The organism is Microbacterium telephonicum, assembly GCF_003651225.1.
Classification (GTDB): Bacteria; Actinomycetota; Actinomycetes; order Actinomycetales; family Microbacteriaceae; genus Microbacterium; species Microbacterium telephonicum.
In genome coordinates this window covers 912,003-935,185 of record NZ_RCDB01000002.1, presented here as the reverse complement: position 1 = coordinate 935,185, position 23,183 = coordinate 912,003, and the positions used below count along the sequence as shown (strand labels likewise).

The 23,183-nt window shown below is 69.4% G+C and carries 27 protein-coding genes and 1 tRNA gene; 14 read left to right on the top strand and 14 right to left on the bottom strand.

Going from position 1 to position 23,183, the window contains the following annotated elements; translation table 11 throughout:
- Nucleotides 1-109 precede the first annotated feature (109 nt).
- From C7474_RS09415 to der, 7 genes are read left to right on the top strand one after another with little or no spacing between them, the layout of a single operon-like run.
- Nucleotides 110-943 carry a ParA family protein gene (locus tag C7474_RS09415; RefSeq protein WP_121059218.1) on the top strand — a complete coding sequence of 278 codons (834 nt, stop codon included), beginning with the start codon at nt 110-112 and terminating at the stop codon, nt 941-943.
- Nucleotides 927-1,742, top strand: a complete 816-nt coding sequence (locus C7474_RS09410) for a segregation and condensation protein A (protein WP_121059216.1) — start codon at nt 927-929, stop codon at nt 1,740-1,742. Before C7474_RS09415 ends, C7474_RS09410 begins: the two co-directional genes overlap by 17 nt.
- Nucleotides 1,732-2,379 carry an SMC-Scp complex subunit ScpB gene (gene scpB, locus C7474_RS09405; RefSeq protein WP_121059214.1) on the top strand — a complete coding sequence of 216 codons (648 nt, stop codon included), beginning with the start codon at nt 1,732-1,734 and terminating at the stop codon, nt 2,377-2,379. Before C7474_RS09410 ends, scpB begins: the two co-directional genes overlap by 11 nt.
- Nucleotides 2,376-3,140, top strand: a complete 765-nt coding sequence (locus C7474_RS09400; RefSeq protein ID WP_121059212.1) for a pseudouridine synthase — start codon at nt 2,376-2,378, stop codon at nt 3,138-3,140. The genes scpB and C7474_RS09400 overlap by 4 nt, the downstream gene beginning before the upstream one ends.
- A 22-nt stretch (nt 3,141-3,162) precedes the next feature.
- Nucleotides 3,163-4,284 carry a prephenate dehydrogenase gene (locus C7474_RS09395; protein WP_121059210.1) on the top strand — a complete coding sequence of 374 codons (1,122 nt, stop codon included), beginning with the start codon at nt 3,163-3,165 and terminating at the stop codon, nt 4,282-4,284.
- Entirely contained in the window at nt 4,277-4,960 is a 684-nt protein-coding gene (gene cmk / locus C7474_RS09390) for a (d)CMP kinase (RefSeq protein WP_121059208.1), read from the top strand. Before C7474_RS09395 ends, cmk begins: the two co-directional genes overlap by 8 nt.
- Nucleotides 4,950-6,473, top strand: a complete 1,524-nt coding sequence (der, locus tag C7474_RS09385) for a ribosome biogenesis GTPase Der (RefSeq protein ID WP_121059206.1) — start codon at nt 4,950-4,952, stop codon at nt 6,471-6,473. The genes cmk and der overlap by 11 nt, the downstream gene beginning before the upstream one ends.
- A gap of 148 nt (nt 6,474-6,621) precedes the next feature.
- Here the strand turns inward: der and C7474_RS09380 are convergent, their stop codons facing one another.
- Nucleotides 6,622-7,356: an anaerobic ribonucleoside-triphosphate reductase activating protein gene (locus tag C7474_RS09380; RefSeq protein WP_121059204.1), complete on the bottom strand. Its 735-nt coding sequence runs from the start codon at nt 7,354-7,356 to the stop codon at nt 6,622-6,624.
- Nucleotides 7,332-9,188: a ribonucleoside triphosphate reductase gene (locus tag C7474_RS09375; protein ID WP_277870596.1), complete on the bottom strand. Its 1,857-nt coding sequence runs from the start codon at nt 9,186-9,188 to the stop codon at nt 7,332-7,334. Before C7474_RS09375 ends, C7474_RS09380 begins: the two co-directional genes overlap by 25 nt.
- A gap of 299 nt (nt 9,189-9,487) precedes the next feature.
- On the opposite strand from C7474_RS09375, the gene C7474_RS09370 reads away from it, so the two are divergent.
- Nucleotides 9,488-10,384, top strand: coding sequence for an NUDIX domain-containing protein (locus C7474_RS09370; RefSeq protein ID WP_121059200.1), 897 nt, complete (start codon nt 9,488-9,490; stop codon nt 10,382-10,384).
- The gene (locus C7474_RS09365) at nt 10,381-10,785 is read left to right on the top strand and encodes a ribosomal maturation YjgA family protein (RefSeq protein ID WP_241965176.1); all 405 of its coding nucleotides are present in this window, start codon (nt 10,381-10,383) and stop codon (nt 10,783-10,785) included. Before C7474_RS09370 ends, C7474_RS09365 begins: the two co-directional genes overlap by 4 nt.
- Nucleotides 10,786-10,994: 209 nt before the next feature.
- Here the strand turns inward: C7474_RS09365 and C7474_RS09360 are convergent, their stop codons facing one another.
- From C7474_RS09360 to C7474_RS09345, 4 genes are all read right to left on the bottom strand, one after another.
- The gene (locus C7474_RS09360) at nt 10,995-11,351 is read right to left on the bottom strand and encodes an RNA-binding S4 domain-containing protein (RefSeq protein ID WP_121059198.1); all 357 of its coding nucleotides are present in this window, start codon (nt 11,349-11,351) and stop codon (nt 10,995-10,997) included.
- A 7-nt stretch (nt 11,352-11,358) separates the two neighbouring features.
- Nucleotides 11,359-12,036, bottom strand: coding sequence for a lysoplasmalogenase (locus C7474_RS09355; RefSeq protein WP_241965175.1), 678 nt, complete (start codon nt 12,034-12,036; stop codon nt 11,359-11,361).
- An 81-nt stretch (nt 12,037-12,117) separates the two neighbouring features.
- Nucleotides 12,118-12,621, bottom strand: a complete 504-nt coding sequence (locus C7474_RS09350; protein ID WP_121059193.1) for an O-acetyl-ADP-ribose deacetylase — start codon at nt 12,619-12,621, stop codon at nt 12,118-12,120.
- 2 nt (nt 12,622-12,623) lie between these two features.
- Nucleotides 12,624-13,199 (bottom strand): GNAT family N-acetyltransferase, encoded by a 576-nt coding sequence (locus tag C7474_RS09345; RefSeq protein ID WP_121059191.1) that lies wholly within the window; start codon nt 13,197-13,199, stop codon nt 12,624-12,626.
- Nucleotides 13,200-13,298: 99 nt separating this feature from the next.
- On the opposite strand from C7474_RS09345, the gene C7474_RS09340 reads away from it, so the two are divergent.
- A tRNA-Pro gene (locus tag C7474_RS09340) sits at nt 13,299-13,372 on the top strand.
- A 136-nt stretch (nt 13,373-13,508) separates the two neighbouring features.
- Nucleotides 13,509-14,285, top strand: coding sequence for a DUF4241 domain-containing protein (locus C7474_RS09335; protein ID WP_158597322.1), 777 nt, complete (start codon nt 13,509-13,511; stop codon nt 14,283-14,285).
- 226 nt (nt 14,286-14,511) lie between these two features.
- Here the strand turns inward: C7474_RS09335 and C7474_RS14910 are convergent, their stop codons facing one another.
- The 6 genes from C7474_RS14910 to C7474_RS09305 all read right to left on the bottom strand — a co-directional run bounded on the left by C7474_RS14910 (nt 14,512) and on the right by C7474_RS09305 (nt 20,115).
- Complete coding sequence (locus tag C7474_RS14910; RefSeq protein ID WP_147436696.1) at nt 14,512-14,805, bottom strand: hypothetical protein; 294 nt, start codon at nt 14,803-14,805, stop codon at nt 14,512-14,514.
- 27 nt (nt 14,806-14,832) lie between these two features.
- Nucleotides 14,833-15,492 carry a tyrosine-type recombinase/integrase gene (locus tag C7474_RS09325; protein ID WP_158597321.1) on the bottom strand — a complete coding sequence of 220 codons (660 nt, stop codon included), beginning with the start codon at nt 15,490-15,492 and terminating at the stop codon, nt 14,833-14,835.
- Nucleotides 15,493-15,687: 195 nt separating this feature from the next.
- Entirely contained in the window at nt 15,688-16,545 is an 858-nt protein-coding gene (locus C7474_RS09320; RefSeq protein WP_121059182.1) for a CPBP family intramembrane glutamic endopeptidase, read from the bottom strand.
- A 306-nt stretch (nt 16,546-16,851) separates the two neighbouring features.
- Nucleotides 16,852-17,769: a helix-turn-helix domain-containing protein gene (locus C7474_RS09315; protein ID WP_241965174.1), complete on the bottom strand. Its 918-nt coding sequence runs from the start codon at nt 17,767-17,769 to the stop codon at nt 16,852-16,854.
- A 280-nt stretch (nt 17,770-18,049) separates the two neighbouring features.
- Entirely contained in the window at nt 18,050-18,877 is an 828-nt protein-coding gene (locus C7474_RS09310; protein ID WP_121059180.1) for an aldo/keto reductase, read from the bottom strand.
- A gap of 50 nt (nt 18,878-18,927) precedes the next feature.
- The gene (locus tag C7474_RS09305) at nt 18,928-20,115 is read right to left on the bottom strand and encodes an MFS transporter (RefSeq protein ID WP_121059178.1); all 1,188 of its coding nucleotides are present in this window, start codon (nt 20,113-20,115) and stop codon (nt 18,928-18,930) included.
- A 117-nt stretch (nt 20,116-20,232) separates the two neighbouring features.
- Here C7474_RS09305 and C7474_RS09300 point away from each other — a divergent pair, with 117 nt between their 5' ends.
- The 3 genes from C7474_RS09300 (at nt 20,233) to C7474_RS09290 (ending at nt 22,423) form a co-directional block, all read left to right on the top strand.
- On the top strand, nt 20,233-20,730 hold the full coding sequence (locus C7474_RS09300) for a MarR family winged helix-turn-helix transcriptional regulator (protein WP_121059176.1): 498 nt from the start codon (nt 20,233-20,235) through the stop codon (nt 20,728-20,730).
- A gap of 9 nt (nt 20,731-20,739) precedes the next feature.
- A complete protein-coding gene (locus tag C7474_RS09295) occupies nt 20,740-21,609 on the top strand; it encodes a LysR family transcriptional regulator (RefSeq protein WP_121059174.1) in 870 nt (289 codons plus the stop codon).
- Between the two features lie 115 nt (nt 21,610-21,724).
- Nucleotides 21,725-22,423 (top strand): type 1 glutamine amidotransferase domain-containing protein, encoded by a 699-nt coding sequence (locus C7474_RS09290; RefSeq protein ID WP_121059171.1) that lies wholly within the window; start codon nt 21,725-21,727, stop codon nt 22,421-22,423.
- 46 nt (nt 22,424-22,469) lie between these two features.
- Here C7474_RS09290 and C7474_RS09285 read toward each other — a convergent pair whose 3' ends face one another.
- Nucleotides 22,470-22,745, bottom strand: coding sequence for a glycine zipper domain-containing protein (locus C7474_RS09285; RefSeq protein ID WP_121059169.1), 276 nt, complete (start codon nt 22,743-22,745; stop codon nt 22,470-22,472).
- A gap of 77 nt (nt 22,746-22,822) precedes the next feature.
- Complete coding sequence (locus C7474_RS09280) at nt 22,823-23,167, bottom strand: TfoX/Sxy family protein (protein ID WP_121059167.1); 345 nt, start codon at nt 23,165-23,167, stop codon at nt 22,823-22,825.
- Nucleotides 23,168-23,183 lie beyond the last annotated feature (16 nt).

Below are 23,183 nucleotides of genomic sequence, written 5' to 3'. Positions count from 1 at the left end.
GTGCTGTGCGAGAATCGGGTGCACTGCGAGTGAGCGGTGCGGTACGCAGGAGCAAGGAGTGTCGGTGGCGGACAAGGCGCGAGGGACGAAAATCTCCTCGGAGACCCCGATGGGCCCGACCGGTCGTCCCTATCAGGGATTCCCGACGCCCCCGAAGCTCGACAGTCACGGTCCGGCCCGCATCATCGCCCTGTGCAACCAGAAGGGCGGGGTCGGCAAGACGACCACGACCATCAACCTCGCCGCCTCGCTCGCGCAGTACGGGCGTCGCGTGCTGGCGGTGGACTTCGACCCGCAGGGCGCCCTGTCGGCCGGGCTCGGCATCCCGACGCACGACATCCCCACGATCTACGACCTGCTGCTGGACACCAAGCGCGACCCGCACGAGGTGATCGTGCCGACCTCCGTCGAAGGCCTGGACGTCATCCCCGCGAACATCGACCTGTCTGCGGCCGAGGTGCACCTCGTCAACGAGGTCGCGCGGGAGACGATCCTCGCGCGCGTGCTGCGCAAGGTCTCCGGCGAGTACGACGTCATCCTCATCGACTGCCAGCCGTCGCTGGGCCTGCTCACGGTCAACGCGCTGACGGCGAGCCACGGCGTGCTCATCCCGCTCGAGTGCGAGTTCTTCGCCCTGCGCGGCGTCGCCCTGCTCATCGAGACGATCGACAAGGTGCGCGACCGGTTGAACCCCTCCATCACGCTCGACGGCGTGCTCGCCACGATGTACGACCCGCGCACCCTCCACTCGCGCGAGGTTCTCGAGCGGGTCGTCGAGGCCTTCGGCGACGACGTGCTCGAGACGGTCATCGGCCGCACCGTGAAGTTCCCGGACGCCTCCGTCTCGGGGGTGCCGATCACGAAGTTCGCGCCCGAGCACGCGGCCGCCCAGGCCTACCTGCGACTGGCGCGGGAACTGGTCGCCCGTGGCGCCGTCGCCTGAGCCCGCCGCCACCGACGAACCGGGCTTCCGCGTCTCGATCACCGGGTTCGACGGGCCCTTCGACCTGCTGCTGAACCTGCTCTCCAAACACGAGCTCGACATCACCGAGGTCTCCCTCAGCCGCATCACCGACGAGTTCATCTCCTACCTCAAGGGCCTCGAGGCCGAGGAGGAGCTGGAGCAGGCCTCCGAGTTCCTCGTCGTCGCCGCGACCCTGCTCGACATGAAGGTCGCGGGGCTGCTGCCGCAGGGCGAGCTCGTCGACGCCGAGTCGGTGGCCCTGCTCGAAGCCCGTGACCTGCTCTTCGCCCGCCTGCTGCAGTACCGCGCGTTCAAAGAGGTGTCGGCCTGGTTCGCCCGATGCCTGCAGCGGGAGGAGCGGCGGCACGTGCGGGCCGTGCGCCTCGACGAGAAGTACCGCCGCGCCGCACCCGAGCTCGTGTGGACCCTCAGCGCCGCCGACTTCGCCGCGATCGCCGTGCTCGCCTTCACCCCGAAGGACATCCCGCACGTCGGACTCGACCACCTGCACGCCCCGCTCGTGTCGATCCGCGAGCAGGCCGCCGTCGTCGTCACCCTGCTGCGCAGCGCGCAGACCCTGAACTTCCGCGACCTCATCGCCGGCGTCGACCAGACCGGGGTGGTGGTCGCACGCTTCCTCGCCGTGCTCGAGCTGTACCGCCACGCGGCCCTCTCGTTCGAGCAGGTCGAGCCGCTCGGCGAGCTGACCCTGCGCTGGACCGCCGAACGGTGGTCGGAAGAGAACCTCGCCACCCTGGGAGCCGACTATGACCGATGACCCCGCCGACACCACGACGGATGGTGCGGACGCCGCCGACGGCGCGCACGACGCCGGGTCGCCGGCGCGCTCGCAGGACGGGGCCGACGTCGCGCGCCGCCTCGAGGCGATCCTGCTCGTCGTCGACGAGCCGCAGAGCCTCGTCGCCCTCGCGACCGCTGTCGGCTCGCCCGTGCCGGCGGTGCGACAGGCCGTCGAGGGCCTCGTCGCCGACTACGACGGCGAGACCGGCGGTCCGCGCCGCGGCTTCGAGCTGCGCGAAGTGGGCGGCGGCTGGCGGTTCTACGTGCGGGAGGAGCACGATGACCTGGTGAGCGAGTTCGTGAACGCGCAGGCGCCGACCCGCCTCTCGCAGGCCGCTCTCGAGACGCTGGCCGTCATCGCCTACAAGCAGCCCGTGACGCGCAGCCAGGTGGCATCCATCCGCGCCGTCAACGTGGACTCGGTCGTGCGCACCCTCGTCGCGCGCGGACTCATCACCGAGCTGTACACCGACCCCGACACGGGGGCCATCAACTACGGCACGACCGACGCGCTGCTGGTGAACCTCGGCATCAACTCGCTCGACGAGCTGCCGCACATCTCGCCGCTGCTCGACGACGGCGCCGACGGATTCGAGAGCGAGACCCTCCGATGACCGACCAGCCCGAAGGCGTCCGACTGCAGAAGGTGCTCGCGAACGCGGGCGTCGCCTCGCGCCGCGTGTGCGAGCAGCTCATCGTCGAGGGGCGTGTACGCGTGAACGGCGCCGTCGTCACCGAGCTCGGCTCCCGCATCGACCCCGAGAACGACCTCGTCGACGTCGACGGTGTCGCCGTGCAGCTGGACGCCGGCAAACGCTACGTCATGCTCAACAAGCCGACGGGTGTCGTCTCGTCGATGAAGGACGAGAAGGGACGCCCCGATCTGCGCCGCTTCACCCAGGAGTGGCCGGAGCGGCTCTACAACGTCGGGCGACTGGATGCCGAGACGTCGGGGCTGCTCGTGCTCACCAACGACGGCGAGCTCGCCCACGTGCTCGCCCACCCGTCGTTCGGCGTGACGAAGGTCTACATCGCGAAGGTCGACGGGCGCGTCACACCGCAGACGATCGCGAAGCTCACGACGGGGATCGAGCTCGAAGACGGTCCGATCGCCGCGGACAAGGCACGCCTCCTCGACCAGTCCGGCGGCACGAGCCTCGTCGAACTCACGCTGCACTCCGGTCGCAACCGCATCGTGCGGCGCATGATGGCCGCGACCGGGCATCCCGTCGTCGAGCTCGTGCGACGTCAGTTCGGCCCGCTGCACCTGGGCACCCTCCCAGCGGGGAAGGCGCGGGAGTTGACTAAAGTGGAACGTGGCGCCCTGCTCACTCTCTCGCGCCGTGCCGCGCCGTCCTCCGACGACAGCGCCTGACCGCTTCCCACCGGAGATCCCCGTGACCGATCCGCACCGTGCCCCCGCACGTCTCGCCGCGCGCACCGCGGGACTCGTGCGCGTCGTCGGTGCGGGCCTGCTGGGATCGAGCATCGGGCACGCCCTGCAGGGGCTCGGCGTAGACGTCGCGCTCGCCGACGCGTCGCCCGCGCAGCTGCGGCTCGCGATCGACTACGGCGCCGGCCGGGCCGCCCGCGACGACGACCGGCCCGCGCTGATCGTGGTCGCCGTGCCCCCGGATGTCGTCGCCGACGTCGTCGAGCGGGAGCTCGCCGCGTTCCCGGGGGCCGTCGTCACCGACGTCGCGAGCGTCAAGCTCGACCCGCTGCACACGCTGCGCGAACGGGGCATCGACCTCACGCACTACATCGGCTCGCACCCGATGGCCGGACGCGAGCGCGGCGGAGCGATCGCTGCGCGCGCCGACCTGTTCATCGGCCGGCCCTGGGTGGTCTGCCGTGACGAGGAGACGCCGGCATCCGACCTGGCGCTCGTCGAGGGTCTCGCCCTCGACCTCGGTGCGACGCTGCTGGAGATGACCCCCGAAGAGCACGACCGCGCGGTGGCGCTCATGTCTCACGTGCCGCAGCTGGTCGCCTCGCTGCTCGCGGGCCGGTTCGTCGACGCACCCGACGAGGCGATGAACCTCGCCGGGCAGGGCGTGCGCGACACGACCCGCATCGCCCACTCCGCCCCCGAACTGTGGGTGCAGATCCTCGGGGCCAACGCCGCTCCCGTCGTCGACGTGCTCGACGCGCTGGCGGCCGACCTGGCCGGCGTCGCCGAGGCCCTCCGCGCCCCCGACGGCCCCGGCGCCCGTCGCGCCGTCGCCGACACCATCCGCCGCGGCAACGACGGCGTCGAGCGCCTGCCGGGCAAGCACGGCCAGAAGCGCCGGTTCGAGCAGATGGTCGTCATGGTCGACGACACCCCGGGTCAGCTGGGGCGCCTGTTCGGCGACCTGGGCGAGCTCGAGGTCAACGTCGAAGACCTGCGCCTGGAGCACTCGCCCGGCGCCCAGTTCGGCCTCGCCGAGATCGGTCTCGTCCCGGGCGTGCTGCGTCGCGCCGTCGACGGGCTCGAAGCGCGCGGCTGGAAGATTGCGAGCACGTCCCTTGACTGACACCCTCATCGTCGCCGTCGACGGCCCCGCCGGAAGCGGCAAGTCCAGTGTCTCGAAGCAGGTCGCTCGCACGCTCGACTTCGGTTACCTCGACACCGGGGCCGCGTACCGCGCCCTCGCCTGGCACGTGCTCGACCGCGGCGCCGACACCGCCGACACGGCCGCCGTGCTCGTGGCCGCCGACGACTTCGACTACGCCATCTCGCTCGACCCCGACGACCACTGGGTGCGGGTGGGGCAGACCGACGTGACCACCGCGATCCGCGAGCCCCGCGTCGCCGGCGCAGTGAGCGCCGTCGCCCGCGTCCCCGAGGTGCGGGCACTGCTGACCGACCTCTTCCGGCAGCTCGCGGCCGCATCCGACCGCGACGGGGTGGTCATCGAGGGGCGCGACATCACGACCGTCGTCGCCCCCGACGCGCCGGTGCGGATCCTGCTCACCGCGGCGCCCGAGGTGCGCGCCGCGCGCCGCAGCGCCGAGGTGACGACCCAGGACGCCGCTACCGTCGCCGCAGCCCTGCACCGGCGCGACGCCAGCGACGCGCAGGTGGTCGACTTCCTCACCGCCGCCCCCGGCGTCGTGGTCGTCGACTCGACGGAACGTGACTTCGCACAGACCGTGGATGCCGTCCTCGACGTCATCCGCACCGGAACGGGAGAGACCGATGGCCGCTGAAGACGAATACGAGGGCGGGCCCGACCAGCTCGAGGAGAAGCTCGCGAACCTCGACGAGGAACTGGCCGACCAGCGCGCCGCCGCGCTGCGCGCCTCGCTGAGCGACTACGAGCTCGACGACGAAGACGAGGGGCTGCTCGAAGGGCTCGCGTCCGGCGAGGACGGCATCGAGATCCTGCCGGCGCTGCCGGTCGTCGCGATCGTCGGCCGCCCGAACGTGGGCAAGTCGGCGCTGGTGAACCGCATCCTCGGACGTCGCGAGGCCGTCGTCGAGGACACCCCCGGCGTCACCCGCGACCGCGTCACCTATAAGGCCGAGTGGATGGACCGCAAGTTCACGCTCGTCGACACCGGCGGCTGGGAGCCCGACGCCAAGGGCATCGACCGCTCCGTGGCGGCGCAGGCCGAGGTCGCCATCGAACTGTGCGACGTCGTGCTGTTCGTCGTCGACGCGATGGTCGGCGCCACGGCGACCGACGAGGCCGTCGTGCGGCTGCTGCGCAAGACCGACAAGCCGGTCTTCCTCGTCGCCAACAAGATCGACGACACCCGGCAGGAGCCGGAGGCCGCAGCGCTGTGGAACCTCGGCCTCGGTGAGCCGCATCCCGTCTCGGCGATCCACGGACGCGGCGTCGCGGACCTGCTCGACGAGCTCATGAAGGTGCTGCCGCAGATCTCGGCCGTCGCCAAGAATGAGATCGGCGGGCCCCGCCGCGTCGCGATCCTGGGGCGCCCGAACGTCGGCAAGTCGTCGCTGCTGAACAAGGCCGCCGGCGAGGAGCGCGTCGTCGTCAACGAGCTCGCCGGCACCACCCGCGACCCCGTCGACGAGCTCGTCGAACTCGGCGGCAAGCTGTGGCGGTTCGTCGACACCGCCGGCATCCGCCGTCGCGTGCACCTGCAGCAGGGCGCCGACTTCTACGCGTCGCTGCGCACCTCCGCGGCGCTCGAGAAGGCGGAGGTCGCCGTCGTCGTGCTCGACGTGTCGCAGTCGATCAGCGTGCAGGACCTCAACATCATCGACCTCGTGCTCGAATCGGGGCGCGCGCTCGTGCTGGCGTTCAACAAGTGGGACCGTCTGAACGACGACGACATGGAGAACGCCGACCGCCGCCGCTACCTCGAGCGGGAGATCGAGCAGGATCTCGCGCACGTGCAGTGGGCGCCGCGCGTGAACATCTCGGCGCGCACCGGCCGTCACCTCGACAAGCTCGTCCCGGCGCTGGAGACCGCGCTGGAGTCGTGGGATCAGCGCATCCCCACCGGCAAGTTCAACGCGTTCCTCGCCGAGCTCGTCGCCGAGCACCCGCATCCGCTGCGCGGCGGCAAGCAGCCCCGCATCCTGTTCGGCACGCAGGCCTCGACCCGGCCGCCGACGTTCGTGCTGTTCACGACCGGCTTCCTCGACCCGGGCTACCGCCGGTTCATCCAGCGGCGTCTGCGCGAGCTGTTCGGATTCGAGGGCACGCCGATCGTCACGAACATGCGGGTGCGGGAGCGCCGCCAGCGCTGATCCGACGCGTTTCGACTCGCTGCGCTCGCTCAACGACCGTCCCTTAACGGTCGTTGAGCGAGGAGCGCAGCGACGAGTCGAAACGCGGGGCCTGCGTCCCGCCCCCGGTCGTTGAGCGATGAGCGCAGCGACGAGTCGAAACGCCCGCTCAGCGGATGCTGAAGTGGGCGAACAGCTCCGCCGGCAGCTCGTCGAGGTGCAGGGGCGCCGCGTCCACCGCCTCCGCCGTCACGCGCGGCAGGGGCGAACGGGTGCCCGTATCGCGGAAGCGCTGCACCGCCCACGTCTCGACTCCGGCATCCGCGAGTCGGCAGCCGAGGTCCCGCAGCGACGCATCGTCGAAAGCTGCGGGATGCACCGTCGTGCGCACCTCGTAGTCGAGCGGACGCTTCGTGCCGGCGCGCAGCATGTTGTGGGCGAGCACGAGCTCGAGCGAGCGCCACGCGTTCTCGCCGCTGCGGGCGCGGCCGGTGACGCCGGTGTACTCCTCCCGGGTCGACTTGATGTCCAGGCCCACCCAGTCCACGAACGGCAGCACCTTCGCGAGCAGGCTCGGATACGTGCCCGCCGTGTGCAGCCCCACCTCGAAGCCGAGCGCGCGCACCATCTTCATCGCCGGGATGAGGCCCCGCTGCATCGTGGGCTCGCCGCCCGAGAAGACGACGGCATCCAGCAGGCCGATGCGGTCGCACAGCAGATCGGTGACATCGGCCCAGCTGTAGACGCCCGCCGTGCGCGGGTCGATGAGGGCGGGGTTGTGGCAGTAGAAGCAGTCCCACGGGCAGCCCTGCAGGAACAGCGTCGCCGCCATCATCCCCGGCCAGTCGACCGTCGAGAACGCGGTGACCCCCGCGATCCTCAGCTCGTGAGGCTCGTGCTCCATGACGTGTCCCTTCCCGCGTCGAAGTAGAGACGCTCCTCAGCTTCGCCCTTCTTGCCGATGTTGAACGAGCTCACGGGCCGGAAGTATCCCATCACGCGGGTCCACACCTCGCAGACCGCATCGCACGTGGGGCACAGCTCGTGGTGGCCCGATACGTAACCGTGCTGCGGGCAGATCGAGAACGTCGGGGTCACGGTCAGGTACGGCAGGCGGAAGCGCTCGAGCGAGCGGCGCACGAGGTCGCGGCACGCGCGTGCCGACGGCATCGCCTCGCCGATGTACAGGTGCAGCACGGTGCCGCCGGTGTACTTCTGCTGCAGGGGCTCCTGCAGCTGCATCGCCAGGAACGGGTCGGCGGTGTAGCCCACCGGCAGCTGCGACGAGTTCGTGTAGTAGGGGTTCGCCGCCGTCCCGGCGTGCAGGATGCCGTCGAAGCGGGCGATGTCCTCCTTCGCGAACCGGTAGGTGGTGCCCTCGGCGGGGGTCGCCTCGAGGTTGTACATGTGGCCGGTCTCCTCCTGGAAGGCCACGATCCGCTCGCGCACCCGGTCGAGCAGTCGCACCGCCGCGGCGGCGCCCTCTTCATCGGTGATGTCGAACGTGTCGCGCGAGAGGTTGCGCACATACTCGTTGAGACCGTTCACGCCGATCGTCGAGAAATGGTTGTCCATCGTCCCGAGGTAGCGCTGCGTGTAAGGGAAGAGCCCGGCGTGCAAGTGCTTCGTGATGACCGCGCGCTTGGCCTCGAGGGAGTCCTTGGCGATGACGAGCAGCTCGTCCAGGCGCTGCAGCGCCGCCAGCTCGTCGCCGGAGTGGACGAATCCGAGCCGCGCGCAGTTGATCGTGACGACACCCAGCGACCCGGTCTGCTCCGCCGAGCCGAACAGGCCGTTGCCACGCTTGAGCAGTTCGGTGAGGTCGAGCTGCAGGCGGCAGCACATGGAGCGGATCATGTGCGGATCGAGGTCCGAGTTCACGAAGTTCTGGAAGTAGGGGAGCCCGTACTTCGCCGTCATCGCGAAGAGCGCCTCGACGTTCTCACCGTCCCAGTCGAAGTCCTTCGTGATGTTGTAGGTCGGGATCGGGAAGGTGAACGCCCGCCCGTCCGCGTCACCGGCGGCCATCACCTCGATGAAGGCGCGGTTGATGACCGCCATCTCCTCGGCCAGCTCGCCGTACGTGAACGGCTGCACTTCGTACGCGACGAGCGGATGCTGCTCGGCGAGGTCGTCGGGGCACACCCAGTCGAAGGTGAGGTTCGTGAACGGTGTCTGCGTGCCCCAACGACTGGGGACGTTGAGGTTGTAGACGAACTCCTGCATCGCCTGGCGCACCTGCTCGTAGGTGAGCCCGTCCCGGCGGACGTACGGGGCGAGGTAGGTGTCGAACGAACTGAACGCCTGGGCGCCCGCCCATTCGTTCTGCAGCGTGCCGAGGAAGTTGACGAGCTGGCCGAGCGCACTGGAGAAGTGCTTCGGGGGAGCGGACGCGATCTTTCCGGGAACGCCGTTGAAGCCCTGTTCGAGAACCATCCGCAGCGACCAGCCGGCGCAGTACCCGGCGAATACGTCGAGGTCGTGGATGTGGAAGTCGCCGTCACGGTGCGCCGTGCCCGCCTCGGGGGCGTACACCTCATCGAGCCAGTAGTTGGCGATGAGCTTACCGGCGGCGTTGAGGATCATGCCGCCGAGGGAGTACCCCTGGTTCGCGTTGGCGTTCACACGCCAGTCGGCTCGGGCGAGATACTCGTCGATCGTCTCGGCGACGCTGACGCTGCGGGACACGCTGCTGCGGGGCATGGAAAGTTCCTCTCGCTCTGTGCGGGGTAGCAGGCGATCGGATGCCGCCTGGGTGGAGCACCACAATATGTGGGGCTTCGGCGCGCCTCCAAGCCCATATGTGGCGTGTCGCAAAAGTGGCCTGACCACTTCGTGCCGCCGCCCCCTCCGGTGGTTGAGTAGCGCGCGCAGTGCGCATATCGAAACCCGTGCACCGCCATCGGCTGAGGGGCCAGACGCGTTTCGACTCGTCGCTGCGCTCCTCGCTCAACGACCGGGGGTGACCACCGCGCACGCGACGCCTCGTGACGGCCCGACGGCGCGGCATCCGCGCGGTGTGCCAGGGTGGAGGGGTGACGATCGAGCCGCCCGCACCTGGCGAGCCGCGCCGGCCCGACGGGCCGCGCGACCCCGGTGACGCGTGGGTCGTCACCGCCGACGGCACCCGCTACTGGGGCCGTTTCGGAGCGGCGGGGCTGCTCGCCCTCGACCCCGCGCGCGGCGTGCTTCTGCAGCACCGCGTCGCCTGGAGCCATCACGGCGACACGTGGGCGCTTCCCGGCGGTGCGCGGCATCAGGGGGAGTCGGCGTGCGACGGTGCGCTGCGGGAGTCCGCGGAGGAAGCCGGCGTGCCTCGAGCATCGGTGCGGCCGCGTCTCATCAGCGTCTTCGACATCGGCGTGTGGAGCTATGCGACCGTCGTCGCCGACGTCGTCGACCCGTTCGAGCCCGTCATCAGCGACCCCGAGAGCCGCGAGCTGGCCTGGGTGGCCGCCGAGGCCGTCACGGAGTTCCCGCTGCATCCGGGGTTCCAGGCGACCTGGCCGCGGCTGCAGGCTCTGCTCCAGACCCGCCCGGCCCTCGTCGTCGACGCGGCCAACGTCGTCGGATCGACCCCCGACGGCTGGTGGAAAGACCGCCCCGGTGCCGCGGGGCGTCTGCTGCAGCGGCTCGCCGTGCTCGCCGAGCGCGGGCTGCCGGCATCCGCGCTCGACCTGCCGGAGCACACCTGGTTCCCCGAGGTGCACGTCGTGCTGGAGGGTGCGGCACGCGAGGCCGTGGACGTGGACGGCCTCGAGGTCGTGCGCGCCGACGGGCACGGGGACGACGTCATCGTCGCCGAGGCGGGGCGGCTGAGGGAGACCGGCCGCGAGGTGCACGTCGTCACGAGCGACCGCGGGCTCGCCGACCGTGTCAGTGCCGTCGGCGCCCGTGTGCACCCGGTCTCGTGGCTGCGCGACCTGACGTGAGCGCGACGCGGCGTCGCCTCGTGGCGGCGCTGGCGCTCGTGGTCACCGTCGTGGTCGGACTCGTCGTCACGCGGATGCCGGACTCAGCCGCATCCGACATCGCCGGTGACGCGCTGTACGCCGTCGCCGCGTACCTGTTCGTGGTGTTCCTCGCGCCGCGGGTGACGCCGCTGGTGGGGGGAACGATCGCGGCGGGCTGGTGCGTGGCGGTCGAGCTGTTTCAGTTGACCGGGCTGCCCGAGCAGTGGGGCGCCGCGTTCGGACCGCTCATGCTCGTGCTCGGCACGGTCTTCGACGCGCGGGACCTGCTGATCTACGTCGCGGCGGCGACGGTGTGCGCGCTCCTCGACGCCGCTGTGCGCCGTCGCGCCGTTCGCAACTCCGGAGAATCGCAGGGTTGACGCGCCTCCACGCCCGCGGACGGCGCGGCAGCGCCCGGATCTCCGGAGTTGCGAACCGCCACCGCATCGACCCGCGTCGCCCCCGCGCGGTTCATATCTCCGGAGTATCGCGCGGTTGACGTAGCTGCGCGCCCCGCGAGCGCCGCCTAACGCTTGGATCTCCGGAGTTGCGAACATCCGGCGGTGGGCAGTGCCGTTCGGCGGGCAGGTCAGTCGCGTCCGCGCAGGCGGTCGATGTCGCGGCGCTCCCGCTTCGTCGGGCGTCCGATCCCGCGGTCGCGGACGGCGACTTTCGGGGCCGGGTCGCGCGGCGGGGTGCGCTCCTCGTACGCGAGCGCGGCGACGGGTGCACCGACCCGCTTCACGATCAGCTGGCGCACGACGAGGATGCGGTCGAAACCGTCGATGCGCACACGCAGCTCGTCGCCGATCTTCACGGCCTGCGCGGCCTTCGCCTTCTCGCCGCCGACGCGCACGTGGCCGGCGCGGCAGGCTGTCGTCGCGGCCGACCGCGTCTTGTAGGCGCGGATCGCCCACAGCCACGAGTCGACGCGCACCGAGTCCATGCGTCCATCATCTCGTGCGGCGCACGATGCCCCACGCGAGCAGGCCCTGCCCGATCGTGTAAGTCGCCATCACCCATGGGCCGGCGAGTGCTTCCGAGACGCCCGGCAGGAACAGGCGGAAGGCGAGGATGGTGTCGGAGGCCAGGAAGAACACACCGCCGAGCGCGGTGACCGCGCCGCCGCGGGTCGCCATCGCCGCGGTGCCGCCGAGCACCAGGCCGTACACGGCCACCGCGATCTGCAGCGAGCCGAGGTGGGGCCAGAGCACGGCGAGCATCGCGATCCACCACAGCGCGTACGCGGCCGCCCAGGGCGAGACGCGCCGTGCATCGGGCAGGCGCGCGAACAGCACGATGTAGGCGAGGTGCGCGAGGCCGAAGCACAGCAGCATGAGCGGCAGCTCGGGCAGCCCCGGGAAGAAGAACGCGGCACCGTCGCCGAGCCACGACAGGGCGATCGCGGCGAGCAACCACGACTCGGTCGCCCGCCACGGTCCCCGTCCCCGCGCGACGAGGACGGCGACGGCCAGGGCGGGCATGAGCAGCAGCTTCGTCGGATACACGACCGCCTCGGCGCCGAGCGCGATGGCGGCGACGTGCACGACGGATACCGCTGCGAAGGCGGCGAACCCCCAGAGTCGCGGGGTGCGGCGGGTGCGGATGGCGGGCGCGGCGTCGCTGCTCACGGATCTCCTCGGGCGAAGGCGTCGTGCGGGCGCCGTCGCCCGCATCCGCCCCATCGTAGGATGCGCGCGGTCACGGAGCCGTCACAGGCGGCGGATGCGGTCGGCGACGAGCTCGTGGGTCGCCGCGTCGAACGCGACGACGCGCGCCTCGGTGACGGCCGTGGCGGCCCCGGCGATCGTCGTGACGGCGATGTCGACGGCGTCGGCTTTCGGCCAGCCGTAGATCCCGGCGCTCACGAGTGGGAACGCGATCGACCGCACTCCCAGCCGGTCGGCGACGGTCAGCGCGCGTCGGTAGCACGAGACGAGCAGGGCGCGGTCGCGCTCGCCGGCCGCGTGGTTCGGACCGACGACGTGGATCACCCACTGCGCGGGCAGTGCACCCGCGGTGGTCCAGCCGGCGTCGCCGGTGGCGAGTCCGTGGGGGTAGCGGGCGATGCAGTCGTCGAGGATGGCCGGTCCGCCGGCGCGGTGGATCGCCCCGTCGACCCCGCCTCCGCCGCGCATCGCGCGGTTCGCGGCGTTCACGATCGCGTCGACGTGCTGCGTCGTGATGTCGCCGAGCACGGCTGTGGGTTTCGGCATCCTCAGACCTCGAGCGAGACGATCGGTCGTGCCGCGCCTGGTCGCGCGACCTCGACGAAGCCCGCGTCGAGGAAGGTCGACAACGCGCCGTGGAATAGCTCGTTCGATGTCGCCTTCTTCGCCTGCGCGTCGACGGGGTACCCCTCGACGATGCGGGCGCCGTGCGCGCGGGCGTGGGCGACGGCCGCATCGAGCAGCGCGCCGCCGAGGCCCTGTCGACGGTGCTCCTTGCGCACGACGAAGCAGCTGACCGCCCAGACGGCGTCGTCGTCCATCGGTTCGGGCGACGCCTGGACGGCTCGGGTGCGCTGCAAGCGTGGCTGCGCCGTTCGCGGCGCGATCTTCACCCACCCGGCCGGTTCGTCGCCGACGTACGCGATGAGCGCGGATGCCGGTCGCGCCGCGAGGTCGCCCCGCAGCAGCTCGCGCTTCTCCTCGCGCGACGTCGACGAGAACTCCTTGTTCGGCAGCATCCACCATTGGCACCAGCAGCTGCTGCCGTCGCCGCCGCCCGTGAGCGCGTGCTCGGCATCCGCGAATCGGTCGGCGGAGGCGGGGCGGATCACGATGTCGGCCATGGCCCGACGCTACGCCGCGTCTCCGACACCGACAACGTGGTTCGCGGGTCGCTCCGCGACCGGGTAGGATAGGGGAGTTGTCCGCCCGCGGACGACGTCCGGGATGTGGCGCAGCTTGGTAGCGCACTTGACTGGGGGTCAAGGGGTCGCAGGTTCAAATCCTGTCATCCCGACCGGAAAAGGCCCGGAATCTCGCAAGAGGTTCCGGGCCTTCTGCATGTCCGGAAACGCCCTGCTGCACGTTTAGGGCACGCGATGTCTGAACCGAATGCCAGGATGAGCATGTCTGCGTCGAGAAAGCGAGTGGTCATGCCGGAGTGGGTCAACGAGGTCGTCCCCGTCGTGCAACTGTTTCTCAACGCGGGCGCGCTCATCGCCGGGGCTGTCATCTGGAAGCTTTATGTGGACAACCTCAAGGCGGCCAGCGCCGTCAAGGATGCGACCATCCAGAACGTCGAGAAGAGCCGTGACCACTGGCGTGAGAAGGCCGAGGAACTAGAGAAGCGAAGTCCCGAGGTCGTCGAGAAGAGCCTTGCCGAGCGCATCCAGATCAGGGATGGCGAGATCAACCGGCTCAAGGAAGACAAGGAGTTCGACAAGATCGCGCTTCGCACGCTGGAGATCGACAAGGCCCAGCTTGAGCAAGACCTGTTCCGAACTCAGGGCTTCCGCGCAATGCTCGCCTTGGAGGACGGCTACGACGATGACGACGAGCCGCGCGACGAGGTCGAGCCGTTCGTGGAGGAGCCGCCAAAGAGCATCGAGGTCTCCTACATCGGAGAGGTCGCCGTGGACAGCGGCCAGCTCATGGTCACAGACCCTTGCTATGTCGATCAGGAATGGCTGCAGGAGCGGTTCGCGGTTGACGGCGAGGTCGTGAAGGTCGAGGACACGCTGTTCCACTATTCGTACGATGGCGCGTGCCGAGCGACGCTGAACGGGGACGGCTATGGCGAACTCGCGTTCCAGAAGGGGCACGCGGGAGCAGGCGTCGCTTTCCAGACCGGATGGGGCGACGGCATGTACCCGGTCTATGCCGAGAAGCACGACGGGCGAATCGTGAGGGTCTACGTCAATGTCGGATGACCGACGCACGTGGAGCTAGCTGAGCGTGCGGCGCCAGGTCTGGCGCTCCTGCGAGTCCGGAAAGCCCCATGACACGATGATCGTGGTCGACGCGGGGCTTGCCATGGACTTCGAGTAATCAAAGAAGATGGACTCGCCTGGGTGCAGTTGCGGAACAGGGACGTCTGTAAAGGGCGTGATGTCGTGCTGGTCAGACACTTCGTCCAGACCCACACCCCACAACGTCTCAGAGCTGACATTCCTCAACTCGTACTTGTTCTTCGTGTGCTGAATGAGGTTCCAAGGGTCGCGAGGAAGCGACTGGCGCGCGATTTCGTTCGCTTCTTCGAGAGCGACCAGCCTCGTCCGCGGACTTCTGGGCGGCAGCAAGCGCGGCGCGTTCGTGATCAGCGGCGGATTCGCTCGACGCCTGCGCGTCGTTGCGCGCGGCGCGTGCCTCTTTCGCTTGGTAGATCGCCACGAACACGCCAATGGCGGTCACGAATAGTAGGCCGAGGTTGATGATGTTCGACGCATCCACAACCGAAGGATAGCGACGCTTTGCCGCCTAGCCTCCGAGCGCCACGATGGGCGAGGGCGGTGTGCTCGCGGCGGCGATGTGGGCCGAGAACGCGGCACGGTGACGGCTGTAGTCGCGCGGGCGCAGGTGGGCGTAGACCTTGTCGGTGATGGCGTAGCTCGCGGGGCCCATCGCTCGTGACAGCTCGTGCATATCGAGAGCGCCGCTCTCGAGCGCCAGGGTCGCAAACGTGTGCCGTAGCTCGTGGAAGTGCAGCCCCGACAGTCCGACGAGGTCGCACGCGGGCTTGAACGTGTAGCGGTAGAAGCCCTTGGGATCGAAGGCGTAGTCATAGCTGATCTTCCGGTGCCCCGGCACTTTCCCCGGCCACATGCCCGCCTCCAGGTCGTCGCGGTGGGGGTGATTCCGCAAATACACGCCGAGGTCGCGGAACAGGGCTTCGTCCAGGATCGGCACGGTACGCACAGCGCGAGCAGTCTTCGGAGCGCCCGTAATGTAACCCTTGCTCGTGTGCGTCTTGTTGAGCTTCACCTGGACTTCGCCCCGCGCGGCGTTTGGGAGCAGCCAGCCCATCTGCTCGCGCAGGAAGCTCTCCTCTGCATAGAGCGTCCACACGCGGACAAACGGTCTGGGGTGCAGTGGACACCGCTGCCCGGCGCCGAGCGCGAGCACGCTTCCAGCGGTCAACTCGTGTGATCCTGAGGCTGTCTCCACGCGCGCTCGGCCCTCCATGACGTGGACGATCTTCGCTTGCGAGAACACCGCTCGTCGTATCGGCTCTGTTCGCGCGCTCTCGATCGCCGACAGAGGAGGGCTGTACCGTGCGTGATCTTCACTGTTGCGGGCGTGAGCGACCAGTGAGTCGGTCAACAGCGCTCGCGTTCAACGCTCAGGGAGTTCAGCCGATCGCGGTTGGTTCCGCCTGCGCCACAGGAGCCATGCGCAGAGCACGCCTTGGATCATCACGATGGCGCTGATCGTTGAGGCGATGATCCCGGCGGACTGGTCGGCGGCGGTGAGCAGGTCGAATCCTGCGTGCCAGAGCAGGACCGGGATGATGCTCCAGTGTGCGCCGACGGTCATCCAAGCGAGCAGGTACGAGCCGCAGACCAGTGCGAGCATCCATCCGATGATCCCGGCTCCCATCGCCATGTAGGTCGGGTTGAAGAAGAACGCGGGGGCGTGCCAGGCGATCCATACTCCGGCAACAATGAGCGCCGACCAGAACACCGGCATCCGCCGGGAGAGGGCCGGCAGAAGCCAGCCGCGCCATCCTGTTTCTTCCCCGAGACCGAACGTGAGTACCCAGACGAGTGCGACCGCCGGCCATGCCAGTCCGGGGAGTTTGTCGGTGAGGCCGAACGCGGAGGACTCCGGCCATGAGCCTGTCACGATGAGCGTGGTCACCCAGGCGATGACGAAGTACGCAACGGGCATTCCGATGCCGGCGAGCCACCATCTCCATGACAGGCGCACCGAGAACGTGTGCCTTGCCCACGCCGCCAATCCCCGTGGCCCGCTCTCCCAGAGCGTCGCGGCGATCGCACCGCACGCAGGCCCGGTGGAGGCGAGGAAGAACGTCCACGGCATCGTGTCGAGCCCGGTCGTTTGCGCTTCGATGAGGATTGGCAACCACGTCGCCCAGGTGACGCCGAATGCGACCACGAGGAACACCGCGAGCCCGCGGGGACGTCGAGCCGGTGGTGGAGTCCCTACGGTCACCTTGGATAGGTCTTGCATGTCCGGACTCCAGCTCCATCCTTGGTCGGGGAGGCCATCGCACGCGGGCAACCTGTTCGCGCGGGCCGGCCGCAACCGCCGCGGTGATCCTCCTCGGGAGGAACCGGAGCCACCAGGGTCGCTGCGCGCGGGTGCGCCCGCGGATGGCATCGCGTCAGCGGGGCGACTCGCGTGTGCGGAGAGGATCTCCGCCCTGCAAGACTCCGGGCTTCACGACGCGATCCAAGCATCGTTCTTGACCGGTGAGTCACGGATGCCGTCGCCGATGTCCGGATGGCCGTCGGATATGTCTCGTTCCCGTTCGGGTCATACCGTGGCGATGGTTCGTTCGCGGTACTGCTGGGGTGTGACGCCGAGGGCTCGACGGAAGGCCTCGGTGGCATGGCTTCGGCTCGTCCAGCCGACCAGGCGACCCGCCTCTGCGATGCCGCACCCGTCGTGCGTCAACAGGTCGGCCATGCGTCGCACGCGCAGCATCGTCAGATAGGCCAAGGGCGTCGTGCCGTAGGCGTCGATGAAGACTCGCGCGAGTTGCTTCTCCGAGAGATGGACGTGCTGCGCGAGGCGTGCGAGCGTCCAAGCGCCCTCGGGGTGCTCGTCGAGGAGGCCTCGTGCGGCCACAGCTTCCGCACGCAACGCCCGGAACCGATCGCGGACCGAAGTACTCCCGCTGTCGCGAACTGCGGGGGCCGGGCTCGTCTTGACGAAGGGAATGATGACGTCCAGCACCGCGAACAGCAGAGCCTGCACGCGGTAGAAGCGCTCGGTCGTCGCGCCCGGCGCCGTGAGCGTCGTCAGCTCGTCGAGCCAGGGAGCGAGTCGATCGAGCCGAGGCAAGCCGATTCGGATGATCTGTGCGGGGTCGGTGTAGACGGTCTCGGCGTACCGCTGCGCGAACTCGCGATCGCCGACGGCGGCGACGTTCTGCCAGTAGATCTGGTCGATGATGTAATCGGTGTCGAGATGGAGGATCGTGAGCGTCGCCTCGCCGACTGGTTCGACTCCATAGAGGGTGTTCCCGCCCAGGAGGGCGATGTCGCCGGGTGACACAGTGCGCTGGCCGAACTCGCTGAGCAGTTCCGCGATGCCTGTCCGGACGAGGATGACGGTGACGCAGTCGTGGGCCGTCGGCGCGAGCGAGTCTCGGCGGACCTCTGTGCGGATGAGGATCGGCGGGGCAGGGTCGCCCTCACTCATCACGGTCCTCTCGCTCATCGCGGTCATGGTGACACGATAGGCCGACCTGGACCAAGGGCGTCGATGTCGGGACTGGGCATATCACGGGAACACTGTCGGCGATCCTCCACGATGTCCCGCGGGCCACCACCACGCGGCCTTGCCCAGCAGCGTCATGATCGCCGGCACGAGCGGCCCGTACCGCGCCTTGCATCGTGATCGGAGGCGAAGTCGTTGTCCAGAGGGAGCTCGATGCCGAGCGTCATCCCACGCTCGTTGTCCGAGCCGCTGCCGACAAGCCGAGCCTGCGCGGATGTCGGGCTGGTCATCAGCCGTGGAACTCGTCGGGGTGGGGGCCGGTGCGGCCGTCGCGGTCGAGGGCGTCGATAGCGGCAAGCTCGTCGTCGGTGAGGGTGAAGTCGAACACGTCGAGGTTCTCGGCGATGCGATGCGGGGTGACGGACTTGGGGATGACGATGCGGCCCTGCTGCAGATGCCAGCGCAGCACGACCTGCGCGGGGGTGCGCTCGCGCGCGCTGGCGATGGCGGTGATGGCCGGGTCGGCGAGCACGGCGCCTTGCGCGAGGGGGCTCCATGCTTCGGTGGCGACGCCGTGGCGGTCGTCGTCGGCGATGACGGCGCGGTTCTGCAGCGCCGGGTGCAGCTCGACCTGGTTGACTGCGGGGACGATCGTGCCGGCGTCGACGAGGCGGTCCAGGTGGGCGGGCTGGAAGTTGGACACGCCGATCGCACGGACCCGCCCGTCGGCGTAGAGGCGCTCGAGTGCCCGCCACGTGTCGAGGTAGAGGTCTCGGCGCGGTGTGGGCCAGTGGATGAGGTAGAGGTCCAGGGCGTCCAGGCCGAGCTTGTCGAGGGTGGTGTCGTAGGCGCGGAGAGTGGCGTCGTAGCCGTGGTCGGCGTTCCACACCTTGGAGGTGATGAACAGCTCCTCGCGGGGGATGCCGGAGTCCGCGAGGGCGCGGCCTACGCCTGTCTCGTTGCCGTAGATCGCGGCGGTGTCGATGCTGCGGTAGCCGGCATCCAACGCGGCGGCGACGGCGGCGGTGGTCTCGTCGTCGGGAACCTGGAAGACCCCGAAGCCGAGCTGGGGGATCTCGACGCCGTTGTTCAGGGTGACGATGGGAATGGTGCTCATGGGAGTTCTCTCTCGTCGATTCGTGGTTCGGTAGGCAGGGTGGGATGCCATCAGTTCGCGGCGACCGTGTCGCCGACGGGCTGGCTGGTGGTGTCGCGGCGGGCGCTGGCGGCGGCGATGGCCATGACGATGAGGGCGGCTGCGGTGATGATCGCGCCGATCCAGATGGGGGAGGTGTAGCCGAGTCCTGCGGCGATGCCGACGCCACCGGCCCACGCGCCGAGGGCGTTGCCGATGTTGAACGCGCCGATGTTGGCGCCGGAGGCGAGGGTGGGGGCGGTGCCGGCGTAGTTCATGATGCGGCTCTGCAGTCCGGGGACGGTGCCGAACCCGAACCCGCCCATCAGGAGCAGGGCAATGATGGTGGCGATGCCGGAGCCGGCGAGCAGGGCGAACAGGGCGAGCACCACGACGAGCGCGGCGATGAAGAAGAGGAGGGTGCCGTCGATGGAGCGGTCGGCGAGGCGGCCGCCGAGCCAGTTGCCGATCACGAGACCCACGCCGAACAGCACGAGCAGCCACGGCACGGCTCCGGTGGTGAAGCCGCTGACCTCGGTGAGGGTGTAGGCGATGTAGGTGAAGGCGCCGAACATTCCGCCGTAGGCGAGGATCGTGACGGTGAGGGAGAGCCAGACCTGCCCGGAGCGGAACGCGGCGAGCTCGCCGCGGATGCTGATCTTCTCCTCGGGGCTGTCGAGCTTGGGGACGAGCGCGGCGATGCCGATGAAGGCGAGCACGCCGATCGCGGAGATCGCCCAGAACGTGGATCGCCAGCCGAGCTGCTGGCCGAGGAAGGTGCCGAAGGGGACGCCGAACACGTTCGCGGCGGTGAGTCCGGTGAACATGATCGCGATCGCGCCGGCCTTCTTCTCCGGCGGGACCAGGCTTGCGGCGACGACGGAGCCGATACCGAAGAACGCGCCGTGGCAGAGCGCGGCGATGATCCTGCCGATCATCGCGACGCCGTAGTCGGTGGCGACGGCGGTGAGCACGTTGCCGACGATGAACAGCACGATCAGGCCGAGCAGCACGGGCTTGCGGGGCAGTTGGGTGGTCGCGGCGGTGAGCACGAGCGCGCCGACCACGACGCTGAGCGCGTACCCGGAGATCAGCCATCCGGCAGCGGCCTCGGAGACGGCGAAGTCGGCCGCCACCTCGGGCAGCAGGCCCATGATGACGAACTCGGTCAGTCCGATGCCGAACGCGCCGAGGGCGAGGGCGATCAGTCCTAGAGGCATAAGGGTTCTCCTGTTACACTGGACGGGTAGTTGCAAACGCGGGATATTGCGCAAGCGGGGACAATCATTGCACGCGCAACTACACCGCGCAAGCAACTATTCTTTGGAGGAACCGGAATGGGTATCGCAGACGATGCCGTCGAGGTACGTGCCCAGGGCTGGCGGACCCTCGCCGCACTACACGGGCTGATCGAGCAGGCCTTGGAGCGCAGCCTCGGCGAGGCGGTCGAGCTGTCGGTCGTGGAGTACACGGTGCTGGATGCGCTGGGCCGTCAGGACGGCTGGCACATGCGGATGCAGCAGCTAGCCCGGGCGACCGCGCTGAGCGCGAGCGCGACCACACGTCTCGTGACGCGGCTCGAAGACCGCGGCTTGCTCACCAGGGTGCTGTGCGCGGATGACCGGCGCGGCATCTACACCGAGCTCACGGCCGCCGGTCAGGCCCTCTACGGGCGCGCCAAGCCGATCCATGATGAGACTCTCGAGCGCGCGCTGGACGACGCCCAGGCACAGCCAGAGCTCGCCCCGGTCGTCGCGGCGCTCCACGACTTCGCCCTGCCGGTCGGTGCCGCGTCCTTATCGCCGGGACGACTCGCTGAGCGCCGGGTCGGGTGACGGCGGCCGATGAGCAGGCCGAGCCTCGATCATCTACGCACGTTCGTGACCGTGTACCGGGCGGGCTCGGTGACGCGGGCCGCGCGACTACTGGGGATCTCTCAGGGGACGGCATCCATGCATGTCCAGGCGTTGGAGGAGTCGTTGGGGTACGCGCTGTTCCATCGCGACCATGACGGTGTGACTCCCACGGGGCGAGGGGTTGAACTTGCCCGCGAGGTCGCTGGTCACGTCGACGCCATCGAGGACGCCGCGTTGCTATCCGGACCGGACGCCGGGCCCGCGCGGGCAGTTCGCATCGGCGGCCCGGCGGAGTTGCTCTCCACCATGGTCGTCCCGCATCTGCGGGGCCTGATCGACGCTGCGGGAGCGCCGGTGTTTCTTCAGTTCGGGCTCGCCGAGGACCTCCTCGATCGTCTCGCTGACCGTTCCCTCGACATCGTGGCCAGTTCGGTGCCGCCGCGACGGCGAGGAGTCGCATCCGTGCCGCTCTACGACGAAGAGTTCGTCCTCGTCGCGACATCGCGGTGGACCGGTGTCGACCTGGACACCATTCCCGCGGTCGCCTACGCGGAGAACCTGCCCATCATTCGGCGCTACTGGCGAAGCGTGTTCGACCGCCCTCCCACGGGGCTGCGCGTGGCCGCGGTCGTCCCCGACCTCCGCGGCATCCGCACACTCATCCTCGCCGGAGCGGGAATGTCCGTCCTCCCCACCTACCTGGTCGCCGCCGATCTGGCCACAGGGGCGCTGGTCGCGCTCGACACACCCGACCTCGCCCCGCTGAACACGGTGTTCCTTGCCACGCGGGGACGGGAGGCCACCAGCAACGCCTCCGTTGGCGCGGCCGCCACGCACCTGCGCACACTCATTCGTTGAACCGCCGCCGTCGCCGGCGCGCCGCCGATCGACGAACCGATACCGGCGTTCGAAAACCCGATGGGGGCTTCCGACTCAATGTCGTCATGATCGGGTCCGACGAAAGGACCTACACATGTCGAACATTCTCATGGTCGTGACGGCGGCCGACTCCGTCACTCTCGCTGATGGCACCGTCCACCCGACGGGATACTGGGCGGAAGAGCTCGTCGTCGCACACCGCGACCTCGCACGCGCCGGCCACACCATCATCATCGCCACCCCCGGCGGCGACGTCCCCACCGTCGACCCCGGTTCACTCACCGTCGAGATCGTCGGCGATCAGGCCAAGGTCGACGACTTCCGCAGTTACCTCGACTCGATCGCGGCCAATCTCGCACACCCGCTGCCCCTCGACGCGGTCGCTGTGTCGGACTACGACGCGATCGTGATGCCCGGCGGGCACGGTCCGATGGTCGACCTCGCGTTCGATGCGAATCTGGGCCGGATCCTCACCGAGGCCGACCGCGACGGTGTCTGGATCGCCCCGTTCTGCCACGGCCCTGCAGGGCTGCTCAGCGCCGTCGATCAGGACGGGTCGCTGGTCTTCGCCGGGCGCCGGCTCACGGTGTTCAGCGACGAGGAAGAACTCACCGGCGGCCTCGGAAAGAACACCCCGTGGCTGGTCGCTACAACGCTTCGCGAGCGCGGCGCCCTCGTCGAGAACGGCGCGCCATGGTCGGAGCACGTGGTCCGTGACGGCAACCTCATCAGCGGGCAGAACCCGCAGTCCAGCGACGCCGTCGCGAAGGCCATCGTCGATGTGCTCGCCTAGCAACCGGAAGGGTCCGCCGAGAGGCGGGCCCTTCGTCGTCCACCCGTCAGCCCGGGTCGGGATCGGCCTTCCCGTCGCGCTCCTGATCCGCAGTGTTCGCTCCGTCGGAGTCCGCGCCGCGACTGTCCGACGTCACCGCGCCGAAGGCGACGGCGAACGCCATGCCGATGCCGACACCCAGCGCGATCCCGATCCCGATGTTCCCGAGCGCGACGCCGAGTGAGGTCCCGATCGCGAGCCCGAGCGCGATGCCGATCCCCCACGCGGTAGCCTGACTGCGCTCGCGCCGTTGCTGCGCGTCATCCTTCTCGCCCTCGTCCATATCGTCACGCTAGCCGCGGGGCTCGCGGGCTGCATCCGCCGCGGGACGGAGATCGCGTGGTCGGTATGCCTCTGTCGTCAGCCCTGCCCGCGGCGGAAGTCACGGGCCGCATCGAGCCAGAACAGCAGGCGTGTGTCGTCGTCGAGGTGGTCGTGATCCACGAGCAGCCAGCCCGGTCCCATCTCACGGCGCTGCGGCCCCATGACGGCCGGCGAGGCACCGGGTTCGAGCACCAGCGACGCCGCCTCCTCGACGTGCACCCGCACGAGCAGCGATGCGTCGCGGAAGACGGCGACCACGATCTTCTCGTCGAGCAGGAAGGCCCGGCTGCCGAACATCGCCTTCTCTTCGAGGTCGGGCTCGTCGGCCAGCAGGGCGCGCACGCGATCGGTCAGTTCGCCCTGCGCCTCGCTCAGCGGCATCCGCGGCTCCTCCCGA

What these genes read in the sequence shown, in the direction of transcription:
- C7474_RS09415 (WP_121059218.1), top strand. Translation starts at nt 110, where the DNA reads ATGGGCCCGACCGGTCGTCCCTATCAGGGATTCCCGACGCCCCCGAAG.
- scpB (WP_121059214.1), top strand. Translation starts at nt 1,732, where the DNA reads ATGACCGATGACCCCGCCGACACCACGACGGATGGTGCGGACGCCGCC.
- C7474_RS09400 (WP_121059212.1), top strand. Translation starts at nt 2,376, where the DNA reads ATGACCGACCAGCCCGAAGGCGTCCGACTGCAGAAGGTGCTCGCGAAC.
- der (WP_121059206.1), top strand. Translation starts at nt 4,950, where the DNA reads ATGGCCGCTGAAGACGAATACGAGGGCGGGCCCGACCAGCTCGAGGAG.
- C7474_RS09380 (WP_121059204.1), bottom strand. Translation starts at nt 7,356, where the DNA reads ATGGAGCACGAGCCTCACGAGCTGAGGATCGCGGGGGTCACCGCGTTC.
- C7474_RS09360 (WP_121059198.1), bottom strand. Translation starts at nt 11,351, where the DNA reads ATGGACTCGGTGCGCGTCGACTCGTGGCTGTGGGCGATCCGCGCCTAC.
- C7474_RS09350 (WP_121059193.1), bottom strand. Translation starts at nt 12,621, where the DNA reads ATGCCGAAACCCACAGCCGTGCTCGGCGACATCACGACGCAGCACGTC.
- C7474_RS09345 (WP_121059191.1), bottom strand. Translation starts at nt 13,199, where the DNA reads ATGGCCGACATCGTGATCCGCCCCGCCTCCGCCGACCGATTCGCGGAT.
- C7474_RS09335 (WP_158597322.1), top strand. Translation starts at nt 13,509, where the DNA reads ATGCCGGAGTGGGTCAACGAGGTCGTCCCCGTCGTGCAACTGTTTCTC.
- C7474_RS09320 (WP_121059182.1), bottom strand. Translation starts at nt 16,545, where the DNA reads ATGCAAGACCTATCCAAGGTGACCGTAGGGACTCCACCACCGGCTCGA.
- C7474_RS09315 (WP_241965174.1), bottom strand. Translation starts at nt 17,769, where the DNA reads ATGACCGCGATGAGCGAGAGGACCGTGATGAGTGAGGGCGACCCTGCC.
- C7474_RS09310 (WP_121059180.1), bottom strand. Translation starts at nt 18,877, where the DNA reads ATGAGCACCATTCCCATCGTCACCCTGAACAACGGCGTCGAGATCCCC.
- C7474_RS09305 (WP_121059178.1), bottom strand. Translation starts at nt 20,115, where the DNA reads ATGCCTCTAGGACTGATCGCCCTCGCCCTCGGCGCGTTCGGCATCGGA.
- C7474_RS09300 (WP_121059176.1), top strand. Translation starts at nt 20,233, where the DNA reads ATGGGTATCGCAGACGATGCCGTCGAGGTACGTGCCCAGGGCTGGCGG.
- C7474_RS09295 (WP_121059174.1), top strand. Translation starts at nt 20,740, where the DNA reads ATGAGCAGGCCGAGCCTCGATCATCTACGCACGTTCGTGACCGTGTAC.
- C7474_RS09290 (WP_121059171.1), top strand. Translation starts at nt 21,725, where the DNA reads ATGTCGAACATTCTCATGGTCGTGACGGCGGCCGACTCCGTCACTCTC.
- C7474_RS09285 (WP_121059169.1), bottom strand. Translation starts at nt 22,745, where the DNA reads ATGGACGAGGGCGAGAAGGATGACGCGCAGCAACGGCGCGAGCGCAGT.
- C7474_RS09280 (WP_121059167.1), bottom strand. Translation starts at nt 23,167, where the DNA reads ATGCCGCTGAGCGAGGCGCAGGGCGAACTGACCGATCGCGTGCGCGCC.